The 23,535-nt window shown below is 57.7% G+C and carries 29 protein-coding genes; 28 read left to right on the forward strand and 1 reads right to left on the reverse strand.

Features of this window, described 5'->3' with window-relative positions; genetic code table 11:
* Positions 1-9 precede the first annotated feature (9 nt).
* The 16 genes from rplX (at position 10) to rplQ (ending at position 8,223) form a co-directional block, all read left to right on the forward strand.
* Complete coding sequence (rplX, locus tag ACO06L_RS17930; RefSeq protein ID WP_008174881.1) at positions 10-330, forward strand: 50S ribosomal protein L24; 321 nt, start codon at positions 10-12, stop codon at positions 328-330.
* A gap of 15 nt (positions 331-345) precedes the next feature.
* On the forward strand, positions 346-885 hold the full coding sequence (rplE, locus tag ACO06L_RS17935; RefSeq protein ID WP_064230337.1) for a 50S ribosomal protein L5: 540 nt from the start codon (positions 346-348) through the stop codon (positions 883-885).
* Positions 886-897: 12 nt separating this feature from the next.
* Positions 898-1,203 carry a 30S ribosomal protein S14 gene (rpsN, locus tag ACO06L_RS17940; RefSeq protein ID WP_008174884.1) on the forward strand — a complete coding sequence of 102 codons (306 nt, stop codon included), beginning with the start codon at positions 898-900 and terminating at the stop codon, positions 1,201-1,203.
* 88 nt (positions 1,204-1,291) lie between these two features.
* Positions 1,292-1,684, forward strand: coding sequence for a 30S ribosomal protein S8 (rpsH, locus tag ACO06L_RS17945; RefSeq protein ID WP_008174886.1), 393 nt, complete (start codon positions 1,292-1,294; stop codon positions 1,682-1,684).
* Positions 1,685-1,693: 9 nt separating this feature from the next.
* Positions 1,694-2,227: a 50S ribosomal protein L6 gene (gene rplF, locus ACO06L_RS17950; RefSeq protein ID WP_064230336.1), complete on the forward strand. Its 534-nt coding sequence runs from the start codon at positions 1,694-1,696 to the stop codon at positions 2,225-2,227.
* Between the two features lie 9 nt (positions 2,228-2,236).
* Entirely contained in the window at positions 2,237-2,584 is a 348-nt protein-coding gene (rplR, locus tag ACO06L_RS17955; RefSeq protein ID WP_008174890.1) for a 50S ribosomal protein L18, read from the forward strand.
* A gap of 12 nt (positions 2,585-2,596) precedes the next feature.
* Positions 2,597-3,097 carry a 30S ribosomal protein S5 gene (gene rpsE / locus ACO06L_RS17960; protein WP_008174892.1) on the forward strand — a complete coding sequence of 167 codons (501 nt, stop codon included), beginning with the start codon at positions 2,597-2,599 and terminating at the stop codon, positions 3,095-3,097.
* A 4-nt stretch (positions 3,098-3,101) separates the two neighbouring features.
* Positions 3,102-3,290, forward strand: coding sequence for a 50S ribosomal protein L30 (gene rpmD, locus ACO06L_RS17965; protein WP_008174894.1), 189 nt, complete (start codon positions 3,102-3,104; stop codon positions 3,288-3,290).
* A 1-nt stretch (position 3,291) separates the two neighbouring features.
* On the forward strand, positions 3,292-3,726 hold the full coding sequence (rplO, locus tag ACO06L_RS17970) for a 50S ribosomal protein L15 (protein ID WP_008174897.1): 435 nt from the start codon (positions 3,292-3,294) through the stop codon (positions 3,724-3,726).
* Positions 3,727-3,743: 17 nt separating this feature from the next.
* On the forward strand, positions 3,744-5,066 hold the full coding sequence (secY, locus tag ACO06L_RS17975; protein ID WP_064230335.1) for a preprotein translocase subunit SecY: 1,323 nt from the start codon (positions 3,744-3,746) through the stop codon (positions 5,064-5,066).
* A 30-nt stretch (positions 5,067-5,096) separates the two neighbouring features.
* A complete protein-coding gene (gene rpmJ, locus ACO06L_RS17980) occupies positions 5,097-5,210 on the forward strand; it encodes a 50S ribosomal protein L36 (protein WP_008174902.1) in 114 nt (37 codons plus the stop codon).
* Between the two features lie 142 nt (positions 5,211-5,352).
* Positions 5,353-5,709 carry a 30S ribosomal protein S13 gene (gene rpsM / locus ACO06L_RS17985; RefSeq protein ID WP_008174904.1) on the forward strand — a complete coding sequence of 119 codons (357 nt, stop codon included), beginning with the start codon at positions 5,353-5,355 and terminating at the stop codon, positions 5,707-5,709.
* A gap of 13 nt (positions 5,710-5,722) precedes the next feature.
* The gene (gene rpsK / locus ACO06L_RS17990; protein WP_007153992.1) at positions 5,723-6,112 is read left to right on the forward strand and encodes a 30S ribosomal protein S11; all 390 of its coding nucleotides are present in this window, start codon (positions 5,723-5,725) and stop codon (positions 6,110-6,112) included.
* Between the two features lie 18 nt (positions 6,113-6,130).
* Positions 6,131-6,751: a 30S ribosomal protein S4 gene (gene rpsD, locus ACO06L_RS17995; protein ID WP_008174909.1), complete on the forward strand. Its 621-nt coding sequence runs from the start codon at positions 6,131-6,133 to the stop codon at positions 6,749-6,751.
* A gap of 35 nt (positions 6,752-6,786) precedes the next feature.
* The gene (locus ACO06L_RS18000) at positions 6,787-7,791 is read left to right on the forward strand and encodes a DNA-directed RNA polymerase subunit alpha (protein ID WP_008174911.1); all 1,005 of its coding nucleotides are present in this window, start codon (positions 6,787-6,789) and stop codon (positions 7,789-7,791) included.
* 33 nt (positions 7,792-7,824) lie between these two features.
* Entirely contained in the window at positions 7,825-8,223 is a 399-nt protein-coding gene (gene rplQ / locus ACO06L_RS18005) for a 50S ribosomal protein L17 (RefSeq protein ID WP_064230334.1), read from the forward strand.
* A 222-nt stretch (positions 8,224-8,445) separates the two neighbouring features.
* On the opposite strand, the gene uvrA is transcribed toward rplQ, so the two are convergent.
* Entirely contained in the window at positions 8,446-11,268 is a 2,823-nt protein-coding gene (gene uvrA, locus ACO06L_RS18010) for an excinuclease ABC subunit UvrA (protein ID WP_202348121.1), read from the reverse strand.
* A 185-nt stretch (positions 11,269-11,453) separates the two neighbouring features.
* Between uvrA and ACO06L_RS18015 the strand changes: the two genes are divergently transcribed.
* From ACO06L_RS18015 to ACO06L_RS18070, 12 genes are all read left to right on the forward strand, one after another.
* The gene (locus ACO06L_RS18015; protein ID WP_064230332.1) at positions 11,454-12,824 is read left to right on the forward strand and encodes an MFS transporter; all 1,371 of its coding nucleotides are present in this window, start codon (positions 11,454-11,456) and stop codon (positions 12,822-12,824) included.
* Between the two features lie 57 nt (positions 12,825-12,881).
* Complete coding sequence (gene ssb, locus ACO06L_RS18020) at positions 12,882-13,406, forward strand: single-stranded DNA-binding protein (RefSeq protein WP_008174919.1); 525 nt, start codon at positions 12,882-12,884, stop codon at positions 13,404-13,406.
* A 230-nt stretch (positions 13,407-13,636) separates the two neighbouring features.
* Positions 13,637-14,569: a biogenesis protein MshI gene (locus ACO06L_RS18025; RefSeq protein ID WP_202348120.1), complete on the forward strand. Its 933-nt coding sequence runs from the start codon at positions 13,637-13,639 to the stop codon at positions 14,567-14,569.
* A complete protein-coding gene (locus ACO06L_RS18030) occupies positions 14,566-15,171 on the forward strand; it encodes a PilN domain-containing protein (RefSeq protein ID WP_227716069.1) in 606 nt (201 codons plus the stop codon). Before ACO06L_RS18025 ends, ACO06L_RS18030 begins: the two co-directional genes overlap by 4 nt.
* Positions 15,171-15,860, forward strand: coding sequence for a type II secretion system protein GspM (locus ACO06L_RS18035; RefSeq protein WP_202348119.1), 690 nt, complete (start codon positions 15,171-15,173; stop codon positions 15,858-15,860). The genes ACO06L_RS18030 and ACO06L_RS18035 overlap by 1 nt, the downstream gene beginning before the upstream one ends.
* 1 nt (position 15,861) lies before the next feature.
* Positions 15,862-16,209, forward strand: coding sequence for a hypothetical protein (locus ACO06L_RS18040; RefSeq protein ID WP_202348118.1), 348 nt, complete (start codon positions 15,862-15,864; stop codon positions 16,207-16,209).
* A 17-nt stretch (positions 16,210-16,226) separates the two neighbouring features.
* Positions 16,227-17,939, forward strand: a complete 1,713-nt coding sequence (mshL, locus tag ACO06L_RS18045; RefSeq protein WP_082905247.1) for a pilus (MSHA type) biogenesis protein MshL — start codon at positions 16,227-16,229, stop codon at positions 17,937-17,939.
* 1 nt (position 17,940) lies between these two features.
* The gene (locus ACO06L_RS18050; RefSeq protein ID WP_202348117.1) at positions 17,941-18,780 is read left to right on the forward strand and encodes an ExeA family protein; all 840 of its coding nucleotides are present in this window, start codon (positions 17,941-17,943) and stop codon (positions 18,778-18,780) included.
* The gene (locus ACO06L_RS18055; protein ID WP_202348116.1) at positions 18,777-19,919 is read left to right on the forward strand and encodes an MSHA biogenesis protein MshN; all 1,143 of its coding nucleotides are present in this window, start codon (positions 18,777-18,779) and stop codon (positions 19,917-19,919) included. The genes ACO06L_RS18050 and ACO06L_RS18055 overlap by 4 nt, the downstream gene beginning before the upstream one ends.
* Complete coding sequence (locus ACO06L_RS18060; protein WP_064230324.1) at positions 19,919-21,688, forward strand: GspE/PulE family protein; 1,770 nt, start codon at positions 19,919-19,921, stop codon at positions 21,686-21,688. The genes ACO06L_RS18055 and ACO06L_RS18060 overlap by 1 nt, the downstream gene beginning before the upstream one ends.
* On the forward strand, positions 21,688-22,917 hold the full coding sequence (locus tag ACO06L_RS18065) for a type II secretion system F family protein (protein WP_064230323.1): 1,230 nt from the start codon (positions 21,688-21,690) through the stop codon (positions 22,915-22,917). Before ACO06L_RS18060 ends, ACO06L_RS18065 begins: the two co-directional genes overlap by 1 nt.
* Positions 22,918-22,956: 39 nt before the next feature.
* Positions 22,957-23,499 carry a hypothetical protein gene (locus ACO06L_RS18070; protein ID WP_227512881.1) on the forward strand — a complete coding sequence of 181 codons (543 nt, stop codon included), beginning with the start codon at positions 22,957-22,959 and terminating at the stop codon, positions 23,497-23,499.
* The last annotated feature ends 36 nt before the right edge of the window (positions 23,500-23,535 follow it).

The raw sequence follows: 23,535 nt of genomic DNA on the forward strand, positions 1-23,535 counted from the left end.
AGGCCGGTTATGAAAAAGATCAAACGAGATGACGAAGTAATCGTCACTACGGGGAAAGATAAAGGCAAACGTGGTAAAGTCCTGAAGGTTCAGGACGATGGCCGTATGGTTGTTTCAGGGATCAATATGATCAAGAAACACACCAAGCCTAACCCGATGCTGGGCTCCCCAGGTGGCATCGTCGAAAAAGAAGCACCTATCCAGGCTTCCAACGTGGCTATTTTTAATCCGCAGACCGGCAAAGCCGATCGTGTAGGCTTCCAGATCAAGGAAGACGGCGCGAAAGTGCGGATCTTCAAGTCCACGAACGAAGCTGTCGATAACCAGTAAGCGGTGGTGGTTACGATGCTTAACATGAAAGAGCAGTACAGTAAGGAAGTGGTACCCGCCCTGCAGAAGGAGTTCAGCTACAAGAACGTCATGCAGGTGCCGCGTATCGAAAAGATCACCCTGAATATGGGTGTCGGCGAAGCGGTCGGTGACAAAAAGCTGATTGAAAATGCCGTGGCGGATCTCGAGCGCCTGGCAGGTCAGAAAGCAGTGGTCACCCTGGCTCGTAAATCCGTCGCGGGTTTCAAGATCCGTGAAGGTTGGCCGATCGGTTGTAAGGTTACCCTGCGCGGCGAGCGTATGTGGGACTTCTTTGATCGTCTGGTTCACATTGCGGTACCCCGCATTCGTGACTTCCGCGGTCTGAATCCCAAGTCGTTCGACGGTCGTGGTAACTACAGCATGGGCGTGCGTGAGCAGATCATTTTCCCTGAGATCGAGTACGACAGAGTCGACAAGATCCGTGGTCTGGACATCACCATTACCACCACTGCCGGTACCGACGATGAAGGTCGCGAACTGTTGAAAGCCTTCGGCTTTCCGTTCAAGAAATAAGGAACGAGTGTAATGGCTAAGGTTTCCATGAAAAACCGTGAGCTCAAGCGCGAAAAAACCGTTGCGAAGTTTGCAGCGAAGCGTGCCGAGCTCAAGGCGATTATCAAGAACCCGAATACCAGCGATGATGACCGTTGGGACGCACAGATGAAGCTTCAGCAGCTTCCTCGCGATGCATCTCCTTCGCGTCTTCGTAATCGTTGCCAGGTGACTGGTCGTCCCCACGGCGTTCTGCGCAAGTTTGAGCTTTCACGGATCAAACTCCGTGAATACGGCATGCGCGGTGACGTTCCGGGCCTGACCAAGGCAAGCTGGTAAGATAGGTACCCTGACTTCGGTCAGGTGCCTGTTGGTAAGCGGTGCGGCAAGCCGCTGCACAACTAAAAAGATCAGGAGCCTCATACCAATGAGTATGCAAGACACGCTTGCGGATATGTTTACCCGTATCCGTAATGCACAGATGGCATCAAAAGCAGACGTTACGATGCCGTCTTCAAAGATGAAGATCTCCGTAGCCCAGGTCCTGAAGGACGAAGGCTACGTCGACGATTTCTCCGTTTCAGCCGACGCGAAGCCCGAGCTGACGATTACTCTGAAATATTTCGGTGGTAAGCCGGTTATTGAGGAGATCAAGCGGGTCAGCCGTCCGAGTCTGCGCCAGTACAACGGCGCTGGGGAACTGCCGAAAGTATCCGGTGGTCTGGGGGTCGCGATTGTCTCAACGTCCAAGGGCGTTATGACAGACCGCGCCGCACGAGCTGCTGGCGTGGGTGGCGAAGTCATCTGCACCGTATTCTAGGAGATACACATGTCCAGGGTTGCCAATAATCCTGTCGTGCTGCCTTCCGGTGTTGAGGTTAAGCTGAACGGACAGGAAATTAGTGTGAAGGGTTCCAAGGGAGCGCTTCAAATCACCATTCACCAAGCGGTTGAAGTAAAGCAGGAAGAGAATATTCTGCGCTTTGCGGCCCGCGATGGTGCTACAAAGTCCCGCGCTCTTGCTGGTACTACTCGTGCACTGGTCAACAACATGGTGACCGGTGTAACTACAGGCTGGGAACGTAAACTCCAGCTGACGGGCGTAGGTTACCGTGCCCAGGCGCAAGGTAAGAAGCTCAACCTGACGCTGGGTTTTTCGCACCCGGTTGAGTATGAGCTGCCCGAGGGGATTACCGCAGAAACTCCGTCCAATACGGAAGTTGTGATTCGCGGTATCGACAAGCAACAGGTTGGCCAGGTCGCTGCGGAAGTCCGCGCGTTCCGTCCGCCCGAGCCTTATAAGGGCAAGGGTGTTCGTTATGCGGATGAGCAGGTCAGACGCAAAGAAGCCAAGAAGAAATAAGGCGGGACTATGAGCGCGAATAACGAAAGATTGCGTCGCGCACGCAAAGTGCGCATGAAGATCCGTGAACTGGGTACCACTCGTCTGTGCGTTCACCGCACACCGCGTCATATGTATGCCCAGGTCACCACTGCAGACGGCAGCAAAGTGCTGGCTTCTGCCTCCACGTTGGATAAGGAACTGCGCCAGGGTGCAACCGGTAACGTGGACGCTGCCAAGAAGGTTGGTCAGCTGATCGCTGAGCGTGCCAAGGCGGCAGGTGTTGAGCAGGTTGCTTTTGACCGCTCCGGTTACCGTTATCACGGCCGTGTCCAGGCTCTGGCCGACGCAGCCCGTGAAGCTGGCTTGCAATTCTAAGAGGTGGAGAAGATGAGCGTTAACGAACAGAAGGCGCCTGAGCTCCAGGAGAAGCTGGTCCAGGTCAATCGTGTCGCCAAGGTTGTTAAAGGTGGCCGTATTTTCGCCTTCACCGCACTGACTGTAGTGGGTGATGGCAAAGGTCGCGTTGGTTTCGGTCGTGGCAAGGCGCGTGAAGTGCCGGTCGCCATCCAGAAGGCCATGGAAGCTGCACGCAAGAACATGGTAGAAGTTCCGCTTGACGGCACTACCCTGCAATACCCGGTCAAGGCTCAGCATGGCGGCTCCAAGGTCTACATGCAGCCGGCGTCCGAAGGTACTGGTATCATCGCCGGCGGTGCGATGCGTGCAGTACTGGAAGTGGCGGGTGTTCAGAACGTACTGTCCAAGTGTTACGGGTCTACCAACCCGGTGAACGTTGTACGTTCCACCATCAAGGGTCTCCAGGCGACACAGGCGCCTGAAGATATTGCAGCCAAGCGCGGTAAGACCGTGGAAGAGATTCTGGGTTGAAGTCATGGCGAACGCAAAAACGATCAAAGTAACTCTGACCCGCAGCCCGATCGGCTGTCAGCCCAAGCACAAGTTGTGTGTGAAGGGCCTGGGTCTTCGTAAAATCGGTCACACCGTGGAAGTGGAAGACACACCGTCCATCCGCGGCATGATCAACCGGGTTAACTACCTGGTTCGGGTTGAGGAGAACTAAGATGCGTCTGAACGAACTTAGTCCAGAGCCCGGTTCACGTCCCGCCGCACGGCGCGTCGGTCGTGGTATCGGTAGCGGTCTCGGTAAAACCGGTGGTCGCGGTCACAAAGGTCTGAAGGCACGCTCCGGTGGCAGTGTAGCGCCCGGTTTCGAGGGCGGTCAGCAGCCGTTGGCCCGTCGTCTGCCGAAGTTTGGCTTCACGTCCCGTCAGCAGCGCTACGTCGCTGAAATTCGCCTGAACGAACTGGCGAAGGTCGAGGGCGATGTGGTTGATCTGGAGGCCCTGAAAAAGGCAGACATCATTCGCGGAGAGATTCGCGAAGCCAAGGTTATCCTGTCCGGCGAACTGAGCCGTGCGGTAACCGTGAAGGGACTTCGGGTAACCAAAGGCGCGCGCGAGGCAATTTCTGCCGCGGGTGGTAAAGTCGAAGACTAAGGCGAGTCGAGGACTAAATGGCCAAGAACGCATCATTGCCTGCGGGCGCGGGTAAAGGACTGGCGGAGCTGCGATCGCGGCTCTGGTTTGTCTTCCTGGCATTGCTGGTGTACCGGATCGGTGCCCACATTCCGGTGCCGGGTATCAACCCCGACCGTCTGGCGGCACTGTTTGAACAGAACCAGGGCACAATCCTGAGCATGTTCAACATGTTTTCCGGTGGTGCGCTTGAGCGCATGAGTATCTTCGCTCTCGGTATCATGCCGTACATCTCTGCCTCTATCATTATGCAGCTCATGACTGCGGTTAGCCCGCAGCTTGAGCAGCTGAAGAAAGAAGGCGAGGCTGGCCGTCGAAAGATCAGCCAGTACACTCGGTATGGTACGGTTATCCTGGCCCTGGTTCAGGGTTTTGGTATTTCTGTCGGCCTGGCATCACAGGGTGTCACCTTCAATGACAGCTTCAGCTTCCACTTCGTGGCGGTTGTGTCATTCGTCAGTGGCGCTGTGTTCATGATGTGGCTTGGCGAGCAGATCACTGAGCGGGGTGTCGGCAACGGCATCTCCCTGTTGATCTTCGCCGGTATTGTTGCCGGGTTGCCCGGCGCTATCGGTCAGACGCTCGAACAGGCCCGTAATGGCGAGATGAGCCTGCTGGTGGTTCTGGGTATTGGTGTTCTTGCGGTTGCTGTCATTGGTTTTGTGGTCTTCATGGAGCGCGGTCAGCGCCGGTTGACGATCAACTACGCCAAGCGGCAACAGGGTCGCCGGGTGTTTGCCCAGCAGTCCAGTCATCTTCCCCTGAAGGTGAATATGGCCGGTGTTATTCCGCCCATCTTCGCGTCTTCCATCCTGCTCTTCCCGGCATCGCTGGGTCAGTGGTTTGGTCAGGGTGAGGGGATGGAGTGGTTGAGTGACATCTCCCAGGCTCTGGCGCCAAGCCAGCCGTTGTACATTATCCTGTTTGCAGCAGCAGTGGTTTTCTTCTGCTTCTTCTACACAGCGCTGATGTACAACCCGAAAGAAGTTGCGGATAACCTCAAGCGCTCTGGAGCGTTTATTCCGGGCATTCGTCCAGGTGATCAGACCGCCAAGTATATCGATGGTGTTCTGACTCGACTGACGCTGTTCGGTGCAATGTACATTGCAGCAGTTTCCCTGTTCCCACAGTTCCTGATGGTTGCCGGGAATGTACCGTTCTATTTGGGCGGCACCTCTCTGCTGATTGTTGTAGTCGTGGTGATGGATTTCATGGCGCAGGTTCAGTCGCACCTGATGTCTCATCAGTATGAATCGCTGATGAAGAAGTCCAATCTCAAGGGCTATGGTCGGAACGGTTAATCCCGTTCCCCTTGAAAACTGGAGTCGACAATGAAAGTACGCGCTTCGGTAAAGAAAATTTGCCGTAACTGCAAAGTAATTCGTCGCAATGGCTCGGTACGGGTCATTTGCTCGGAGCCTCGTCACAAGCAACGCCAGGGCTGATCCTCAAAGGATCCAGAACTGACATTGTAGAGGGTACGAATAATAGCGCTTGACCCCGGCAGGGGTCAGGCGCTATTATTTCGCGCCCTTTTATAGTGGCGGAAAATTCACACAGCAAAGCTTTGAACGCGGAGTAATTTGGATGGCACGTATAGCCGGTGTCAATATACCCGATCACAAACATGCTGTTGTCTCGCTGACCTACATCTTTGGTGTTGGCAAGACCACAGCCCAGAAGCTTTGCGACGCTACCGGTGTCAAGCCGGACCTTAAGGTCAAAGACCTGAGCGACGAGCAGCTTGAAGCACTTCGTACTGAAGTGGGCAAGGTGTCTGTCGAAGGTGATCTGCGTCGTGAAGTACAGATGAACATCAAGCGTTTGAAGGATCTCGGATGTCACCGTGGTCTGCGTCATCGTCATGGCCTTCCGGTCCGTGGCCAGCGCACCAAGACCAACGCACGCACCCGTAAAGGTCCACGCAAACCTATTCGTAAGTAACAGGTAGGCAAACATGGCAAAGCCAGGTACACGTACCCGTAAAAAGGTGAAAAAGACGGTTGTTGATGGCGTCGCGCACATTCACGCGTCCTTCAACAACACTATCGTGACCATTTCTGACCGTCAGGGCAACGTCCTGTCCTGGGCCACCTCTGGTGGTTCCGGTTTCCGTGGGTCACGCAAGAGTACACCTTTTGCTGCGCAGGTAGCAGCTGAAAGAGCCGGTAATGCGGCTGCTGAATACGGCCTTAAAAACCTGGACGTAGAGGTTAAGGGTCCTGGGCCCGGACGTGAATCTGCAGTTCGCGCGCTGAACGCGTGTGGCTACAAGATCACCAACATCACAGATGTGACGCCGATTCCCCACAACGGCTGTCGTCCGCCCAAGAAGCGCCGCGTCTAACACAGGAGACAGTGAATTATGGCTCGTTATATAGGCCCGAAGTGCAAGCTGTCTCGTCGTGAAGGGACAGATCTTTTTCTGAAGAGCGGTGTTCGCGCGCTCGATTCCAAGTGCAACATCGAGACTCCGCCGGGTATGCACGGCGCGCGTCGCGGTCGTCTGTCCGAGTACGGCGTACAGCTTCGTGAGAAACAGAAAGTTCGTCGTATCTACGGCGTTCTCGAGAAGCAGTTCCGCAACTATTACAAAGAGGCCGCCCGAGGCAAAGGTGCAACTGGTGAAAACCTGCTGCAACTGCTGGAAGGCCGTCTCGATAACGTTGTATATCGCATGGGCTTTGGTTCTACCCGTGCAGAAGCCCGTCAGCTCGTCTCTCACAAGGCGATCCTGGTCAATGATAAGCCGGTTAACATTCCGTCCTATCAGGTACGTCCGGGTGATGTTGTGAGCTTGCGTGAAAAGGCGAAGAATCAGCTGCGTGTTAAAGGCGCACTGGATCTGTCTGCAAGCCGTGCACCGGTGAGCTGGGTAGAGGTCGACGCCAACAAGATGTCCGGCGTTTACAAGTCAGTACCTGAGCGTACTGAGCTGCCGGCCGACATCAACGAGAACCTCATCGTCGAGCTTTACTCCAAGTAAAGCCCAGTTAGCAACGATAGCAGATAGGGGCGTCTATGCAGCGTTCAGTACATGAGTTATTGACACCTCGTACCATTGACGTGAAGGAATCAAGCGCCACACGTGCCAAGGTTACGCTTGAGCCTCTGGAAAGGGGCTTTGGTCATACCCTGGGTAGTGCACTGCGCCGGATTCTCTTGTCTTCGATGCCGGGCTGCGCCGTGACTGAAGCGCAGATTGACGGTGTCCTGCACGAGTACAGCGCCATTGAGGGTGTCCAGGAAGACGTCATCGAGATTCTGCTGAATCTCAAAGGCGTTGCCGTAAAAATGAACGGTCGGGACGATGCCGAGCTCACGCTCAGCAAGAAAGGCCCGGGCGTTGTGACAGCCGGTGATATCAAGCTGGATCATGACGTCGAGATTGCCAACCCGGAGCACGTGATCTGTCACCTTAGCGAGAATGGTGAAGTGAACATGCGTCTCCGTGTTGCTCGCGGTCGCGGCTATGAGCCGGCGGACCAGCGTGGTCTTGACGAGGACGAAACTCGCGCCATCGGACGCCTGCAGCTGGATGCAACATTCAGCCCGGTTCGTCGTGTGGCTTACGCCGTGGAAAGTGCACGGGTAGAGCAACGGACCGATCTGGACAAGCTGGTTATCGACCTGGAGACCAATGGCACCATCGACCCGGAAGAAGCAATTCGCCGGGCGGCGACCATTCTCCAGCAGCAACTGGCGGTGTTTGTTGATTTCGATCATGAGAAAGAGCCCGAGCGTGTTGAGGAAGAGGAAGAAATCGATCCGATCCTGCTGCGTCCGGTTGATGATCTGGAATTAACAGTGCGTTCAGCTAACTGCTTGAAGGCTGAGAACATTTACTACATCGGCGATCTTATTCAGCGCACAGAAGTTGAGCTGTTGAAGACGCCTAACCTTGGTAAAAAGTCGCTGACCGAGATCAAGGACGTTCTGGCGTCCCGTGGTCTGTCACTGGGCATGCGTCTTGATAACTGGCCGCCGGCTAGCCTTCGTGGCGACGACCGGGTTCTGGGCGGTTAATCGCCGATTAGTTTAAGGTAAGGAATCAGAGCAATGCGTCATCGTAAGAGTGGTCGTAAGTTCAGCAGGACCAGTGCGCATCGCAAGGCCATGTTCCGTAACATGACTGCGTCACTGGTTGAACACGAGCTGATCAAAACAACGCTGCCGAAAGCCAAAGAGCTTCGTCGGGTAGCTGAGCCTTTGATCACGCTCTCCAAGAATGATTCGGTCGCGAATCGTCGTCTGGCGTTCTCACGCCTGCGTGACGATGCTGCGGTTGCCAAGCTGTTTGATGAGCTTGGACCCCGTTACAGCGAGCGTCCGGGTGGATACCTTCGTATCCTGAAGTGTGGCTTCCGTGCTGGCGACAATGCCCCTATGGCATTTGTTGAGTTGGTCGGTCGTCCGCTGGATATCGAAGCGGAAGAGGTGGACGAAGACGAGGATTAATTGCCTCGGTTTCGGCCAACGATGAAAAAACCGGGTTCCGAGAGGTTCCCGGTTTTTTTGTGTCTGGATTTCAGGAAATTCGTGGCCTTCCAGGTTAGGTGGCAGGCCCGGGGGTGAGGGTGTATTTTCTTTGGGAAAATAACTCGCTTCGCTCAGACATCTTTTCCCGGCAGAAAATACACCCTCACCCCCGGGCCGACCGAGTTTTGCATTGCTCGCCAATTACTTCGTCAGCATTGGCTTCAGATATCGGCCTGTGTGAGAAGCGGCGTTCTCCGCAACCTCCTCCGGCGTTCCCTCGGCAATGATCTGGCCACCGCCAGAGCCTCCTTCCGGGCCCAGGTCGACAATCCAATCTGCGGTTTTTATTACATCCAGATTGTGCTCGATCACCACGATGGTGTTGCCGTGATCACGTAGCCGCTCCAGAACGTTGAGCAGTTGCTGGATGTCATAGAAGTGCAGGCCGGTGGTGGGTTCGTCCAGAATGTAGAGGGTTTTGCCGGTATCCCGTTTCGACAATTCCTTGGCCAGCTTCACCCGCTGGGCTTCGCCGCCTGAGAGTGTCACTGCGCTTTGCCCCAGACGGATATAGGAGAGGCCCACATCCATCAGGGTCTGGAGCTTGCGGGCCAGGAAAGGCACGGCATCGAAGAATTCGCGCCCTTCCTCAACGGTCATTTCCAGCACTTCGTTGATGTTCTTGCCCTTGTAGCGCACTTCGAGGGTTTCACGGTTATAGCGCTTGCCCTTGCAGACATCGCAGGGAACGTAGACATCCGGCAGGAAGTGCATTTCTACTTTGATCACGCCGTCACCCTGGCAGGCTTCGCATCGGCCACCTTTGACGTTGAAGGAAAACCGCCCGGGCTTGTAGCCGCGGGAGCGTGCCTCCTGGGTTCCGGCGAAAAGTTCGCGGATGGGGGTGAACAGGCCGGTATAGGTGGCCGGGTTGGAGCGTGGTGTGCGACCGATGGGGCTCTGGTCAATGTCGATGACTTTGTCCAGGTTATCCAGTCCCTTGAGTGACTGGTACGGCGCATGATTCAGGCTGGTGGCCTTGTTGAGTTTGGCGGCGGCCACCGGATACAGGGTGCTGTTGATCAGAGTGGACTTGCCCGACCCGGACACGCCGGTGATACAGGTCATGATTCCCAGGGGCAGGTTCAGGGTAACGTCTTTCAGGTTGTTGCCGGTGGCGCCAGCCAGCGTTAACGACTTTCCGCTGCCCTTATTGCGCTGCTTGGGAATGGCTATTTCCCGGGTGCCATTCAGATACTGGCCGGTGAGAGAGTCGGGGTTGTCGATGATCTGTTGCGGTGTGCCCTGGCCGATGACGTGGCCGCCATGGACGCCGGCGCCGGGCCCGATATCGATGACGTGATCGGCGGCGCGGATGGCGTCCTCGTCGTGTTCGACGACAATTACGGTGTTGCCCAGGTCCCGCAGGTGGGTGAGGGTGGCCAGCAGCCGGTCATTGTCCCGCTGGTGCAGCCCGATGGACGGTTCGTCGAGAATGTACATGACGCCCACCAGCCCGGCGCCAATCTGGCTTGCCAGACGAATACGCTGGGCCTCGCCACCGGACAGGGTGTCGGCACTGCGCTCGAGGGTCAGGTATTCCAGGCCCACGTTTACCAGGAACTGGAGTCTCTGGCGTACTTCCTTCAGTATTTTCTCGGCAATTTCGCCTTTCCGGCCCGGCAGCGCCAGGGTTTCGAAGTAATCGTGGGCCTCGCCAACCGGCAAGTGGGTAACATCAGAAATATTGTTTTCTTCAATAAAGACATGGCGGGCGCTTCGGCGCAGCCGGGAACCTCCGCACTCCTTGCACGGTTGGGTGCTGAGGTTGCGAGCCAGTTCCTCCCGCATGCTCTGTGAGTCGGTCTCACGGTAACGCCGCTCAAGGTTAGGCAGAATGCCCTCGAAGGGATGAGCCTTCTCCATGATATGGCCACGGGAGTTCACGTAGCGGAAAGGAATGTCTTCATCGCCTGAGCCAAACAGCAGTACGTTGCGGAAGTCTTCGGGTAGGTCCTCCCAGGGTGTTTCGAGGTCGATACCGTAATGGTCTGCCACACTGCCCAGCATCTGGAAGTAATAGACGGCCCGGCGATCCCACCCCTTGATGGCCCCGGATGCCAGCGTCGCCTCCGGGTGATGGACAATTTTCTCTGGATCGAAGAACTGTTTGACGCCCAGGCCGTCGCAGGTTGGGCAGGCGCCTGCGGGATTGTTAAAGGAAAACAGTTTTGGCTCGAGTTCGCTCAGGGCGTAGCCGCATTGGGTGCAGGCGTAACGAGCGGAGAAGGTGTGTTCTTCGCCTTCGCCGGCCATTGGGGCTACCAGGGCAATACCGTCCGCCAGCTGCAGGGCGGTCTCGAAGCTCTCTGCCAGGCGCTGCTCCAGGCCCGGTTTAACCTTGAACCGATCAACGACCACATCAATCTGGTGTTTGCGTTTCTTGTCCAGGGCCGGGACATCGTCAATGTCGTAAACGGTTCCGTCCACCCGCAGGCGGATGAAGCCCTGGCTGCGCATGGTTTCGATAACCTGGAGGTGCTCACCTTTCCGGTCCCGGATCACCGGTGCCAGGATCATCAGCTTGCTGTCTTCCGGCATGGCAACCACCTGGTCCACCATCTGGCTGACGGTCTGAGCTTCCAGGGGTTGGCCATGGTCGGGGCATCGGGGCTCGCCGGCTCGGGCAAAGAGCAGGCGCAGGTAATCGTATATTTCGGTGATGGTGCCGACTGTCGAGCGCGGGTTGTGGGAGGTGGACTTCTGCTCGATGGATATGGCGGGCGACAGGCCTTCGATATGGTCCACATCCGGCTTCTCCATCATCGAGAGAAACTGGCGGGCATAGGTGGACAGCGATTCCACGTAGCGGCGCTGACCCTCGGCATAGAGGGTGTCGAAGGCAAGGGAGGATTTACCGGAACCGGAGAGGCCGGTGATCACGATGAGCTTGTCCCTTGGCATATCCAGGTCGATGTTCTTCAGGTTGTGGGTTCGCGCCCCTTTGATCTGGATATGGTCCATAACACCTCGCTCGGATAAAAACGAAAATTATACCGCGTTGGGCCCGCTGCGGCGAAAATGATACCTGGGCCCGGGCCACGCCACCTGTCCCCCGTGAGGGCGCCTTCTGCTACAATGCGCCGCCTGCGAAGGGTATCTGCCCTCAATCTGACCGCTTTCAACCCCGGCTGAGGTACGTAATTGCCATGAATGCGCTGGAAAAACGCTCCGTATCGGCCCTGGCGTCTGTCTACGCCATGCGCATGCTCGGACTGTTCATGGTGCTGCCGGTTTTCATGCTGCTTGGCGAAGACCTCAAGGATGCAACGCCGGCTCTCCTGGGGTTTGCCATAGGCGCCTACGGCCTGAGCCAGGCGCTGTTACAGATTCCCTTTGGCATGCTGTCTGACCGGGTCGGCCGTAAGCGCATGATCTACATCGGGCTCGTATTATTTGCCGCTGGAAGTCTTCTGGCCGCGGCCACGGACTCCATATACGTTGTGATTGCCGGTCGGATTCTTCAGGGCGCCGGTGCCATCGCCAGTGTTCTGATGGCGTTGCTCAGTGACCTGACCCGAGAGGAAGAGCGGACCAAGGCCATGGCGACGGTGGGCATCACGATTGGCTTGTCCTTTTCGGTCTCGTTGGTGCTTGGCCCCCTTCTTGGCGCCTGGTGGGGACTGTCCGGGATTTTCTATGCGACGGCGGCGCTTGCGGTGGTCGCTCTAGTGATCGTCAACCGCCTGGTTCCAACTCCCCACCAACATAAAACCAGCGCCGACACTCATCCCGCCAGGGAGATGCTGGGGCGGGTGCTTTCAGACGGGCGCCTGCTGAGGCTGGATTTCGGTATTTTTGCCCTGCACCTGGTCTTGACCGCCCTGTTTCTGGTGTTTCCTTCCATGCTGCAGAATCAGTTCGGGCTTGCCACCAGTTCTCACTGGTGGTTCTACCTGAGCGTGATGGTAATGTCTTTCTTTGCGATGGTGCCCTTCATCATCATTGGTGAGAAAAAGCGCAAGATGAAGCCGGTTCTGGTTGGGGCGATTGCACTGCTTACATTGGCAACCGCCGGATTTAACGGCGTGTCTGGTAGCCTGGTTGCTGCCTGGGCCGTTCTGTTTTTCTTCTTCATGGCTTTCAATCTGCTTGAGGCCAGCCTGCCGTCGCTGATCAGCAAGGAGTCGCCGGCCGCCAGTAAGGGAACGGCGATGGGTGTCTATTCCACTTCCCAGTTCATGGGCGCGTTTCTGGGGGGCGCCCTGGGCGGCTTTCTATTGGAGAGTGGCGGAATCCAGAGTGTGCTCTGGTTTATGGTGGTGGTGCTTGGTCTTTGGTTGCTGGTGGCGTTCACCATGCCGGCGCCCGGTCATACCACCAGTTTCGTGGTACAGTTGCAGCAGGTAATGAACGAGCAGTACGACGACATCGATGACAATCTCCGCCGCCTCCCCGGCGTGCAGGATGTTGTGATTGTGGAGGAGGCTGCCACCGCTTATCTTAAGGTGGATCGGCAGCAATTTGATGAAGCGTCACTTGCGGACTTTTCTTTTGTCCGGCAGGCTAACAATTCTTGAAATCCGGAGGCACGCACGGAGCGCGGGCGTCCCTGAAAACAGAGTCAGGAGCAGAAAATGGCACGAGGCGTAAACAAGGTAATTCTCATCGGTAATCTGGGACAGGACCCGGATACCCGCTACACCCCTAACGGCAATGCCGTTGTGAACCTGAACCTTGCAACGGACGAAAGCTACAAGGATCGTCAGACCGGTCAGCTGGTGCCGAAAACCGAATGGCATCGGGTTGTCATGTTCGGCAAGATCGCCGAAGTGGCCGGCCAGTACCTGCGTAAAGGCTCAAAGGTCTACATCGAGGGCAAGCTGCAGACCCGCAAATGGCAGAACAAGGAAGGGCAGGATGTATACACCACCGAGGTTGTGGTGGATATCAATGGCCAGATGCAGATGCTGGACAGCCGTGGCGGCGAAGGCGGAATGAGCCAGGGCGCGCCGGCAGGACGGCCCCAGCAGTCTGGCTACAATGCACCGGCGGGACAGCAGAACAACCCGCCGCCGCAGTCCGGTGGCTACAGCAATCAGCCCTCGCAGGGCAGTATGCCCGAGCCGGTTGACGACTTTGACGATGACATTCCCTTCTGACGCATAGTGCAACGGAATCTGACCATCCGAAGTGAATAAAGCCTCCGCTTTGCGGGGGCTTTATTGTTACGGACTTGCAAAAACGATGTGAAATCAATCAAAAAAACGTGGAGTTACGTTCAGTTTCTCATCTATCATGTAATCCATTGTAAAAAGCGCCTGTTTTTTGGGCAGCATAATAATGACTTTAGGCTGGCGAGTGGCCTTCGGATCCTTTTTCAACGGACTCCATGACAAAGACACCAATACTGAGAAAACTGACCGGTCTGTTCAGACGCTCCGGGGCACGGCTGCGGGTGTGTCTGGAGATTCGTCCCGACGGCATTGCCTGGTCGGAATCAGGTGGGCCCGGTGCCGCGAGGTCGGGATTTACTGATTGTCTGCCTGCCAGGCGTCAGGCGGCGCTTGGTGAGTTGGTGGAGAATCATAGCTGGGCTGGTGCTGCGACGACTCTTGTTCTGCCTCTGGATCAGTACCAGGTATTCCAGATGGATCGTCCGGAAGGCATCGAGGAATCGGAGCTGGGCGATGCGCTGAAGTGGAAGCTGAAGGATTTTCTGGATTTCAGCCCGTCTGAGGCGGTCTCCGATGTATTCCCGTTTCCGAAGGACGCTTCTCGAGGCCGTGGTGAACTGGTCAACGTGGTAGCCGCCAGAAGAGCTCTGGTCTCGGAGCTGATTGCGCTGGTGCAGGAAGCTGGCCTGGAACTGGTGCGAATTGATATTGCCGAACTGGCGTTGCGAAACCTGGTTTGCAGGCTGGATGAAAACCGGCGCGGCGCGGCGCTGGTCCATCTGAAAGAGAACTACGGCCAGATGGTGATTTGCAAGGACAACACGTTGTACTTGTCCCGTCGGCTTGATGTCACCTCCGAGGACCTCCGTGATGCTGCTCGCCAGGAGTCGGCCGTTCAGTCGTTGGCTCTGGAAATGCAGCGTTCGCTGGACTATTACGAAAGCCAATTGGGCCAGGTTCCGCCGGCGATGATCCGTCTTGTTGCCCGTGACAGCGTCCTTCCGCTCGCCTCGATGCTTTCCTCCTATGTGGCCGCTGGAATTGAAACCCTCGATTGGGGGGCTCTCGGTCTCCAGGCTGATCTGGACAGTCGTTGCCTGCCGGCCTGGAGCGCAGGGCTGCCAATTCTGGAGGATGCTCACCGATGATTCAGCAGGTCAACCTGTACACCGATGAGCTTCGCCCCAAAAAGGAAAGACTCCAGGCGGGAACGGCGGTTGGTGTTCTGCTTATGGGATTGGTGCTGGTTGCGCTCGTGGCCGGTTTCCTGACCTATGAGAATTCCGTAATGGCCAATAAGGCCTCGCGCCTGGATCGACAGAATCAGCAGCTCGAGCAGGCTGTGGCGGAGCTTTCGGCAGCGGTTCAAGCTCGTCAGCCGGATGCAGAAGTGGAGGTGGCTCTGAATCGAGTAACCCAGACCCTTGCACGTCGCCAGCGTTTGCTGGAACGGGTGGAGAGCCTGGTACTCTCGGAAGGCCGCAATTTCTCGCCACAATTGTCAGCATTGGCCCGGCAGATCCCGAAAGATGTCTGGCTAACCGAAGTCACTCTCGAGTCGGGCCCGGACAAAGTCACCATTGCAGGGCGCAGCCGTGATAGTGCTCTGGTACCCCTATACCTTGAAAATCTGGGCGACGAAGCGGACTTTGCCGGAAAAACATTTGGTGTGTTCCGGTTGTCACGGTCGGAGGAAGGCAGGTGGATCGATTTTCATGTCTCCAGTAAACGCGACGGGGAGGGCGACTGATGGCGGATGCGCCCAACACCTCCCTTGCACGGGCGGCGCAGTGGTATAACCTGCGCCCGATTCGTGAGCGGGCACTTATACTGCTGACGGCGATGGTGCTTGTCCTGGTTCTGGTCTGGGAGCTTGCGGTTACGCCATTGCAGCAACGGCACCATAGCCTGGAGAATCGCCTCCAGACCCTGTCCGCCAGTCGCGATGACCTGCTGGCACAGCAGCAGACGCTCAATGCCCAGCTCGCGACCGATCCCTCCCGGGAACTGCGCAACCAGTTAAACGCCCGGCAACAAAGACTGGAACGGCTCAATCAGCAGATTGCGGATACCACTGGGCAATTGATCGCACCCACGGCTATGGTGGCATTGCTCAGGAATATTCTGGCCGCCCAGGAGTCGCTGGAGTTGCAGGTCCTCGAATTACAGACTCCGACCCCGGTCTTCGCACCGGGAGCAACCGAGCAGTCTGCTCAGGAACAGCAGGCGAGGCCTGAGCCACTGCTGTATGCCCACGATGTCGAGCTCCGGATCAAGGGAAGCTACCTTGATGTGCTGAGTTACCTGCAGCGGCTCGAGGCGATGGATGAGCGGCTCGGCTGGATCAGGCTGGAGTACAGCGCGGGAGACTGGCCCTCGGGTGAGGCCATCATCAGGGTGCAAACACTGAGCCTGGATCAGGCCTGGCTGGGGGTGTGAGATGAGCAAGCGCTTGAGTGTCCTGACTTGCAGGTGGGTGTTCCTGGCCGTAGGCTCGCTGGTTTTTTTTCCGGGCGCGGCCCAGGGGTTGCAGGATCCCACGCGGCCACCTGGTCCTCAGGCAACAGTGGCCAAGCCGGCGCCAGAGAGGGCTCTGGCTCTGGATTCCATTCTTTTCAGCAAGGACAGACGAGTCGCCGTTATTGAAGGTGAGGCCCTCAGGGAAGGCCAGGGTTTTGACAACGTGCGGGTTATCCGGATTTTTGCCGATCGGGTTCTGGTAACGGATAACGGCCGCGAACGGGTGTTGTACCTGGAGAGACTTCCGCAGGTTCGGGGAACTCAATGACAGATAATCGGATACTGATGACAACGTTTAAAATCACCGGTGCACTGGCTCTTAGCCTGATGTTGTCGGCCTGCAGTAACAACCCGTTGATGCGCTCGGCAACGGCCACCTCAACCGATGCTGCCGATGCCATTGATCGAAGCCTCGAAGAGGCTGCGCAGACAGAACCGGCAGCGACTACCGCGGGCCAGGTTTCTACGCCTTTGCCTGCGGACGTAAGCGCAGCATTGCTGCCGCCACTGTCCGGCGGCGCCGATCTGGACGAACGTTTCGACGTCAATGCCCGGGGCGTGCCGGCGGCAAGCTTCTTTGAATCGCTGGTGGAGGGGACCCGCTACAACGTGGTGGTTCATCCCGATGTCAGTGCCAGTATCGATCTCCGGCTGGGTGATGTCACCGTACCGGAAGTGATGGATATTGCCGGTGATCTTTATGGCCTGGATGTCCGCCGCAGTGGCCGGTTGTTCCGGGTTCAGGCAGACCAGATCCAGACCCGGCTGTTCCCAATTGATTACCTGCATTTCAAGCGCAAGGGCGGCTCGGAGACCAGGGTAAGCTCCGGTCAGGTGACAGGTGCTCGCAGTGGCAGTTCCGGTAGCTCTAACAGTAATGGAGACAGCACTGGTTCGGGCGAGACCCGCAACCTGGTGGGAACAACCATTTCCACGGAAACGGCTTCGGATTTCTGGCAGGACATTCAGAGCGCGTTGACCATGATTGTCGGTGGCGATGATGGCCAGCAGGTTATCGTCAATCCGGGCGCAGGCCTGGTGATGGTCCGGGCTGGTTCCGAGGATTTGCGCATGGTTGAGGAGTATCTGCGCCGCACCGAGTTGATTATGCAACGCCAGGTGATCCTGGAAGCGAAGATCCTGGAGATCGCGCTTAACGAGGGCTACCAGCAGGGGATCAACTGGTCGGATATCCAGAGTGCGTCGAGCATTACCGCCTCGGACGGTCTGCCTGAGGACTTCACCGCGCAGGCTTTGGCCGGCCAGGTCATTCAGACCTCCGATATTGGAGGCCTGTTTTCTGCCAGCGTGCGGGCTGGCGACTTCACCGGCCTGATTGAGTTGCTTGGCGAACAGGGCAACGTGCAGATTCTTTCCAGCCCCCGCATCTCAACGGTGAACAATCAGAAAGCCGTGATCAAGGTGGGCACCGACGAGTTCTTCGTGACCGACATTGATTTTGATGACAACAATTCCGCCGTAACAGCGACGGATTCGACATCCACCTCGGTGGAGCTCACCCCGTTTTTCTCCGGCATTTCGCTGGATGTGACCCCTCAGATTTCCGAAAACGGCGTCATCACCCTGCACGTGCATCCCTCTGTCAGTGAGGTGAACGATCAGGAAAAGGTGATCACCATCGGCGAGCGGGACGTTACGCTGCCCCTGGCCAGCAGCACGGTTCGTGAAACCGACAGCGTGATCCGTGCCGAGAGCGGGCAGATCGTGGTCATCGGTGGTCTGATCCAGAACTCCAGTGAGGACAACAATTCCGCGGTTCCTTTCTTCAGCGAGATCCCGCTGGTGGGGGAATTGTTCAAGCAGCGGCGGTTCCAGTCGCGCAAGAGCGAGCTGGTCATCCTTCTTCGCCCGGTTGTGGCCGGAACGCCGGAGATGAACGCGGATGTTTCTGCCAGCCGGGAGCGCATGAATGTGCTGCGCGAGTTGCTGCAATCGTCTGAATCCGTCACACCGGAACCGGAGAAAGCCGTTCGATAGCATGTACGAAGCCCATTTCGGACTGCAGGAAGCACCGTTCGCATTGACGCCCAACACCCGCTATTTTCTGCGGGCGCCTAGCCATGGCGATGCGCTGGAACTGTTGCTTGTGGCCTTGAAAGAGCGGGAGGGCTTCATCAAGATCTCCGGAGAAGTCGGCACAGGCAAAACCCTGTTGTGCCGGCTTTTGCTCAATGAACTCGAGCAGAATGCCTACACAGCCTATATTCCCAATCCCCAGCTTACCCCGGATACCCTTTATGAAGCGGTGGCCGAAGAGCTGGGTGTGGATATGTCCGGGTGTGTCAATGCCCACCAGGTTCTCAAGGCCATCAACGAACGGTTGATTGCCCACGCCATGGAGCAGAAGCCGGTCGTCCTGGTGATCGATGAGGCCCAGGCAATGCCGGAAGAGACCATTGAGGCGTTGCGCCTGCTCACGAACCTCGAGACCGAGAGTGTCCGGCTGCTGCAGGTGGTCCTGTTTGGCCAGCCCGAGCTGGATGTCTTGCTCCGGAAGCAGAGCCTGCGCCAACTGAACCAGCGCATCACGTTCCACTATCGCCTTGCTCCGCTGGACCGCAACTCGGTTGCCCAGTATCTGCGCCATCGCCTGGCCCAGGCCGGTTACAACGGCGCCGATCTGTTTGCCCCGGCTGCGCTTCGGCTGATCACCCGGGCCTCCGGCGGTATTCCAAGGCTGGTAAATATTCTTGCTCACAAATCCATGCTGGCGGCATGGGGCAGGGGTGACCGTCTTATTGAGCGAGGCCATGCCCTGCAGGCTATCCGCGATACCGAGAGCGTCCGTTCCCCGGGCCTGATCGGGAGGTGGTTATGAGCCTCCTGAACGATGCCCTGCGTGCTGCAGAACAACGTCAGAACCGACCGGAGGTGGCCGCGACCTATGCGGGGCAGTCGCAATCGCGGGGCCGCCCACGTTCCGGGTTGTGGGCCGTCGTATTGCTCTTCGCCGCGGGCTTGGTTGGCGCGTCTGTCTTCTGGTTCATGACTCGGACCGGCAGTGAAGAGATGCCTGTCGAGGTGAGCGCCTCGCCAGTGCCGAAAACCGTCATGGCACCGCCAATTGATCAGGATGCCGGAACCGAAAAGAGTTCAACTGATTCTCAGTCTGTGGGTGGTGGGCAAGAAACCATCGAGCCAGCTGTGTCCGGGGTCGAGAATGAGCCGGTCAGCCAGCTGCCACCAGCTCCTGAGCCCCCTGCCGTGGTACAGCCTGAACCCAAAGCTATGGAAGCAGCCGAGACGGTCGTGTCAGAGCCAACGCCCGAACCGGTTAGACGCCAGACTTCCAACCATGAAGACGCTGTCAGTGAGCCCGTGGTGGCAGAGAGCAAGTCTGCCCAGGAGACAGAGGCACCAACGCCGTCGGTGAAGCAGGTCCGTGAGACGTCCGAAGCTATCGATCGCCGGGTTAGCCGCGAACTGGCGTCTTTACTCAGAAGCGGGGATACCCTGGAAGCCGAGCAAAAATTGCAGGAACTGGCCGCGACTCAGGCGGCGATTGCCAGCCGGGAAGTGTTCGCGCGTCAGATGTTGGTTCAGGAAATGCCGGACAGGGCACTGGCATGGCTTCCGGAATCGGTGACGAACGGTGATGCCGGTCTGCGGCTTCTCAGGGCCCGGGCGCTTCACGCCAAGGGCAGGTTGCCTGACGCAATCACTGCACTTGAGCTCAGTGTGCCCGCTGTGCGCCAGAACGTGGAGTATCGGGTAACCCTGGCGACCCTGCTGCAGCAGGCAGGCCGCAATACCGACTCGGCCCGACACTGGTCGGCTCTCATTGCCGAGGACGACAGCCGTGCAGCCTGGTGGGTGGGCCTGGCGATTGCCCTGGAGACAGGGGGCGAGATCATCAGTGCGGTCCGGGCCTACAGCCAGGCTGCCCAGCTACCCGGGCTTTCGCCGTCCCTGGCGGATTATGTTCGTGAACGACTGAAAGCGTTGCAGGCGGGATGATGACGACAGAGCCGAAAAAGAAAGTCCGGTTAGGCGACCTGCTGGTTCAGAATGATGTCATTACTGAACAGCAGTTGATGACCGCCCTGCGCGAGCAGAAAAGCACCGGACGCAAGCTTGGCAAGACGCTGACGGATCTTGGCTACGTGGACGAGGACAGCCTGCTCAATATCCTGTCCCGTCAGCTCGATGTGCCTTTCGTGCAGTTGCGCCACTATCAGTTCAACAACGAGCTGGTAAAAAAACTCCCGGAAGCCATGGCCCGTCGGTTCCGCAGTATTGTGCTGGCGGAGCATGGCGGCGAATTGCTGGTGGGCATGGCCGACCCCCTGGACATCTTTGCCTACGATGAGCTGGTCCGCATTCTCAAGCAGCCCATCAAACAGGCGGTGGTGCGGGAAAGCGAGCTGCTGAGCACCCTGGATCTGGTATACCGGCGGACCGATGAGATCGCGTCCCTGGCGGAGGAGCTGGAAGACGAACTGGGCGACGATGCCTTCGATCTGGCGGATCTGTCCGCCGAATCTGAAAGCGCTGAGGCGCCGGTGGTCAAGCTTCTGCAAACACTGTTCGAGGACGCCGTTCAGGCCCGCAGTTCGGACATTCACATCGAGCCGGACGAAACAGTGGTCCGCATCCGGCAGCGGGTGGATGGCGTGCTTCAGGAACAGGTAATGAAGGAGAAGCGGGTCAATGCCGCGCTGGTCCTGCGCCTGAAGCTGATGGCCGGCCTGAATATCTCCGAGAAGAGGATGCCCCAGGATGGGCGCTTCAACGTCCGGGTGAAGGGCCGCAGTATCGACGTGCGGGTGTCCACCATGCCGGTTCAATACGGCGAATCGGTGGTGATGCGTCTGCTGGACCAGAGCCAGGGCATGCTGAACCTCGACGGCACCGGGATGCCGGGTCAGTTGCTGGAACGGTTCCGCAGGATGATCAAAAAGCCCCACGGCATGATTCTCGTTACCGGTCCTACCGGTAGTGGTAAAACCACCACGCTCTATGGTGCCCTCACGGAACTGAACCGCCCTGAAGTGAAGATCATCACTGCCGAGGACCCGGTGGAATACCGACTGCCCCGGATTACCCAGGTACAGGTGAACCCGAAGATCGGTCTGGAGTTCGCCAATGTTCTCAGGGCCGCCCTGCGACAGGACCCGGACGTGATCCTGGTGGGCGAGATGCGGGATCGCGAGACCGTGGAAATTGGCCTGCGGGCGGCCATGACTGGCCACCTGGTGCTCTCCACCCTGCACACCAACGACTCCATCAGCAGCGCCATGCGGCTGATCGATATGGGCGCGGAACCCTTTCTGGTGGCCAGCTCCCTGCTCGGTGTTGTTGCTCAGCGTCTGGTACGGCGGGTCTGTGATAACTGCGCCGAGGCCTACGCGCCCACTGAGCAGGAGTTGGTCTGGCTGCGCAGCTTTGATCTGGATCCCCTGGATATGGAAGCCGGGTTCGTGCATGGCCGAGGTTGCTACCAGTGCAGCAACACGGGCTACAAGGGCCGGATTGGCGTTTACGAAATGCTCGAAATGAACGAGGCCATGCTTGATGCCCTGCGTCGCCAGGATGTCTCGGAGTTCACTAAAGCGGCCCGCCTGAGCCCTCTGTACCGGCCGCTGGGGCAATGCGCCATGGACTTTGCGTTACAGGGCACCACCACGCTGGAAGAAGTGGCAAGGGTGGCAGCAACCTCAGAAGGCGAATTCTCGCCAGACGATGAGATTCCCTTGCCAGATGAACCTGTTGGGGGAGGTGCCTGATGCAGTTCAGCTACCGGGGCAAAGATGATCGTGGCAGTGTCCAGCAGGGTTTGCTGGGCGCTCCCAATGCCGATGCCGCTGCCACTGAGCTGATGCGCCGGGGTATTACCCCGCTTTCTATCCGGGAGGTTGAGGAAACAGAGTCGGTTGTTGATCGACTGAACCGGCTACCGATCTTCCGTAAGAAGGTCACCCTTGATGAATTGATAGTGTTCTGCCGACAGATGCATGCGCTGACCAAGGCTGGCATCCCCCTGATCCGAACCATGCGCGGCCTGGCGGAGACCACCCGCTCACCGGTGTTGGCGGAAGTGCTGGAGGATGTGACCACCCGGCTTGAAGGCGGCACAACCATGGCGACGGCGATGCAGGCGCACCCGAAGGTTTTCTCGGAGCTGTTCATCGCCATGATCCACGTGGGTGAGAACACCGGGATGCTGGACGACGCTTTCCGGCGCCTGTCAGAAATCCTTGAGCTGGAGCGGGACACCAAGCGGCGCCTCAAACAGGCCATGCGTTACCCGACCTTCGTCATCATTGCCCTGTTATCGGCTTTGATGATCGTGAACTTTCTGGTTATCCCGAAATTCGCTGCGGTGTTCAACAAGCTGGGGGCGGACCTGCCGTTCCTGACACAGGTCCTGGTGGGTACTTCCAATTTCCTCCTGGCCTACTGGTACGTGATGCTGTTCGCCGTTGCCGCTGGCGGCCTGTTGCTGCGGCAGTGGAAACAGTCGGAACAGGGCCGGCTTACCTGGGATCGTTACAAGCTCAGGTTGCCGATTATCGGACCGTTGCTGGAATTGATCACGCTCAGTCGGTTCGCGAGGAACTTTGCTACCATGCTGTCCGCCGGCATGCCCGTAACAACCGCGTTAACCGTGGTGGCTGACACAACGGATAACGCCTGGATCTCGATTCATATTAAAGATATGCGCGCCGGCATCGAGCGGGGCGAGAGCCTTCTCAGAACAGCCAGACACAGCGAAATGTTCACCCCGCTGATTCTGCAGATGATTGCGGTGGGGGAGGAAACCGGTTCTGTGGACGACATGCTCAACAACGTGGCGGATTTTTACGATGAGGATGTGGATTACGGCCTCAAAAGGTTGGCGGAGTCGATTGAACCGATACTGATTGTGGCCATGGGCATCCTGGTATTGATTCTGGCACTGGGCGTGTTCCTCCCGATCTGGGACCTGGGGGCCGCCGCCATGGGGCGGGGCTGAGTGCCAGCGGCACGGATTTCAGACGCCACCGGACTGGCGATGTCGCGCAGGTTCCGCTTGGCGGCAGTGCTGGCCGTTCTTGGAGTGCTCTGGTGGTTTTTGCTCGGCGTGCTGGAACGGGAAGCCCGAAACGCCGAAGAACGGGCCGCCAACATGGTAATCAGTCAGCTGAGATCGGCCCTGGTGATCAAGGGCGCAGAAGTGATGCTGAGCCGTGACGGCCGTCTTGCCGAGCACCGGGGTATCAACCCGTTTGAACTGGTGGAACACCAGTGGGGCAATTACGGAGGGCGATGCCAGCCCGAACAACTGACCCCAGCAACTTGGTGTTTCCGGGTTGGCGAACAAAAAGAGACAGAAAACGGGCCCAAAGGCTGGTTAATTTATAACCCGGGGCAGCCGATAACCATAGACAGTCGGCAAGCCAATGAAGAGCAGCCTCTGGCCTGGACAGTGACAACGGAATTTGCAGACCGCAACGGGAATGGTGCGCGGGAGCAGGAAGAACGGCTGACGGGGCTAAAACTGGCCCCGGTGTCGTTGACAGAAGAAGCAGCGCAAACGCAGGATGCGCAACGCTGACCAGACGGATGAAGAAACCGTAAAGAGGCCGATGCT

Source organism: Marinobacter sp. (genome assembly GCF_965229985.1).
GTDB lineage: Bacteria > Pseudomonadota > Gammaproteobacteria > Pseudomonadales > Oleiphilaceae > Marinobacter.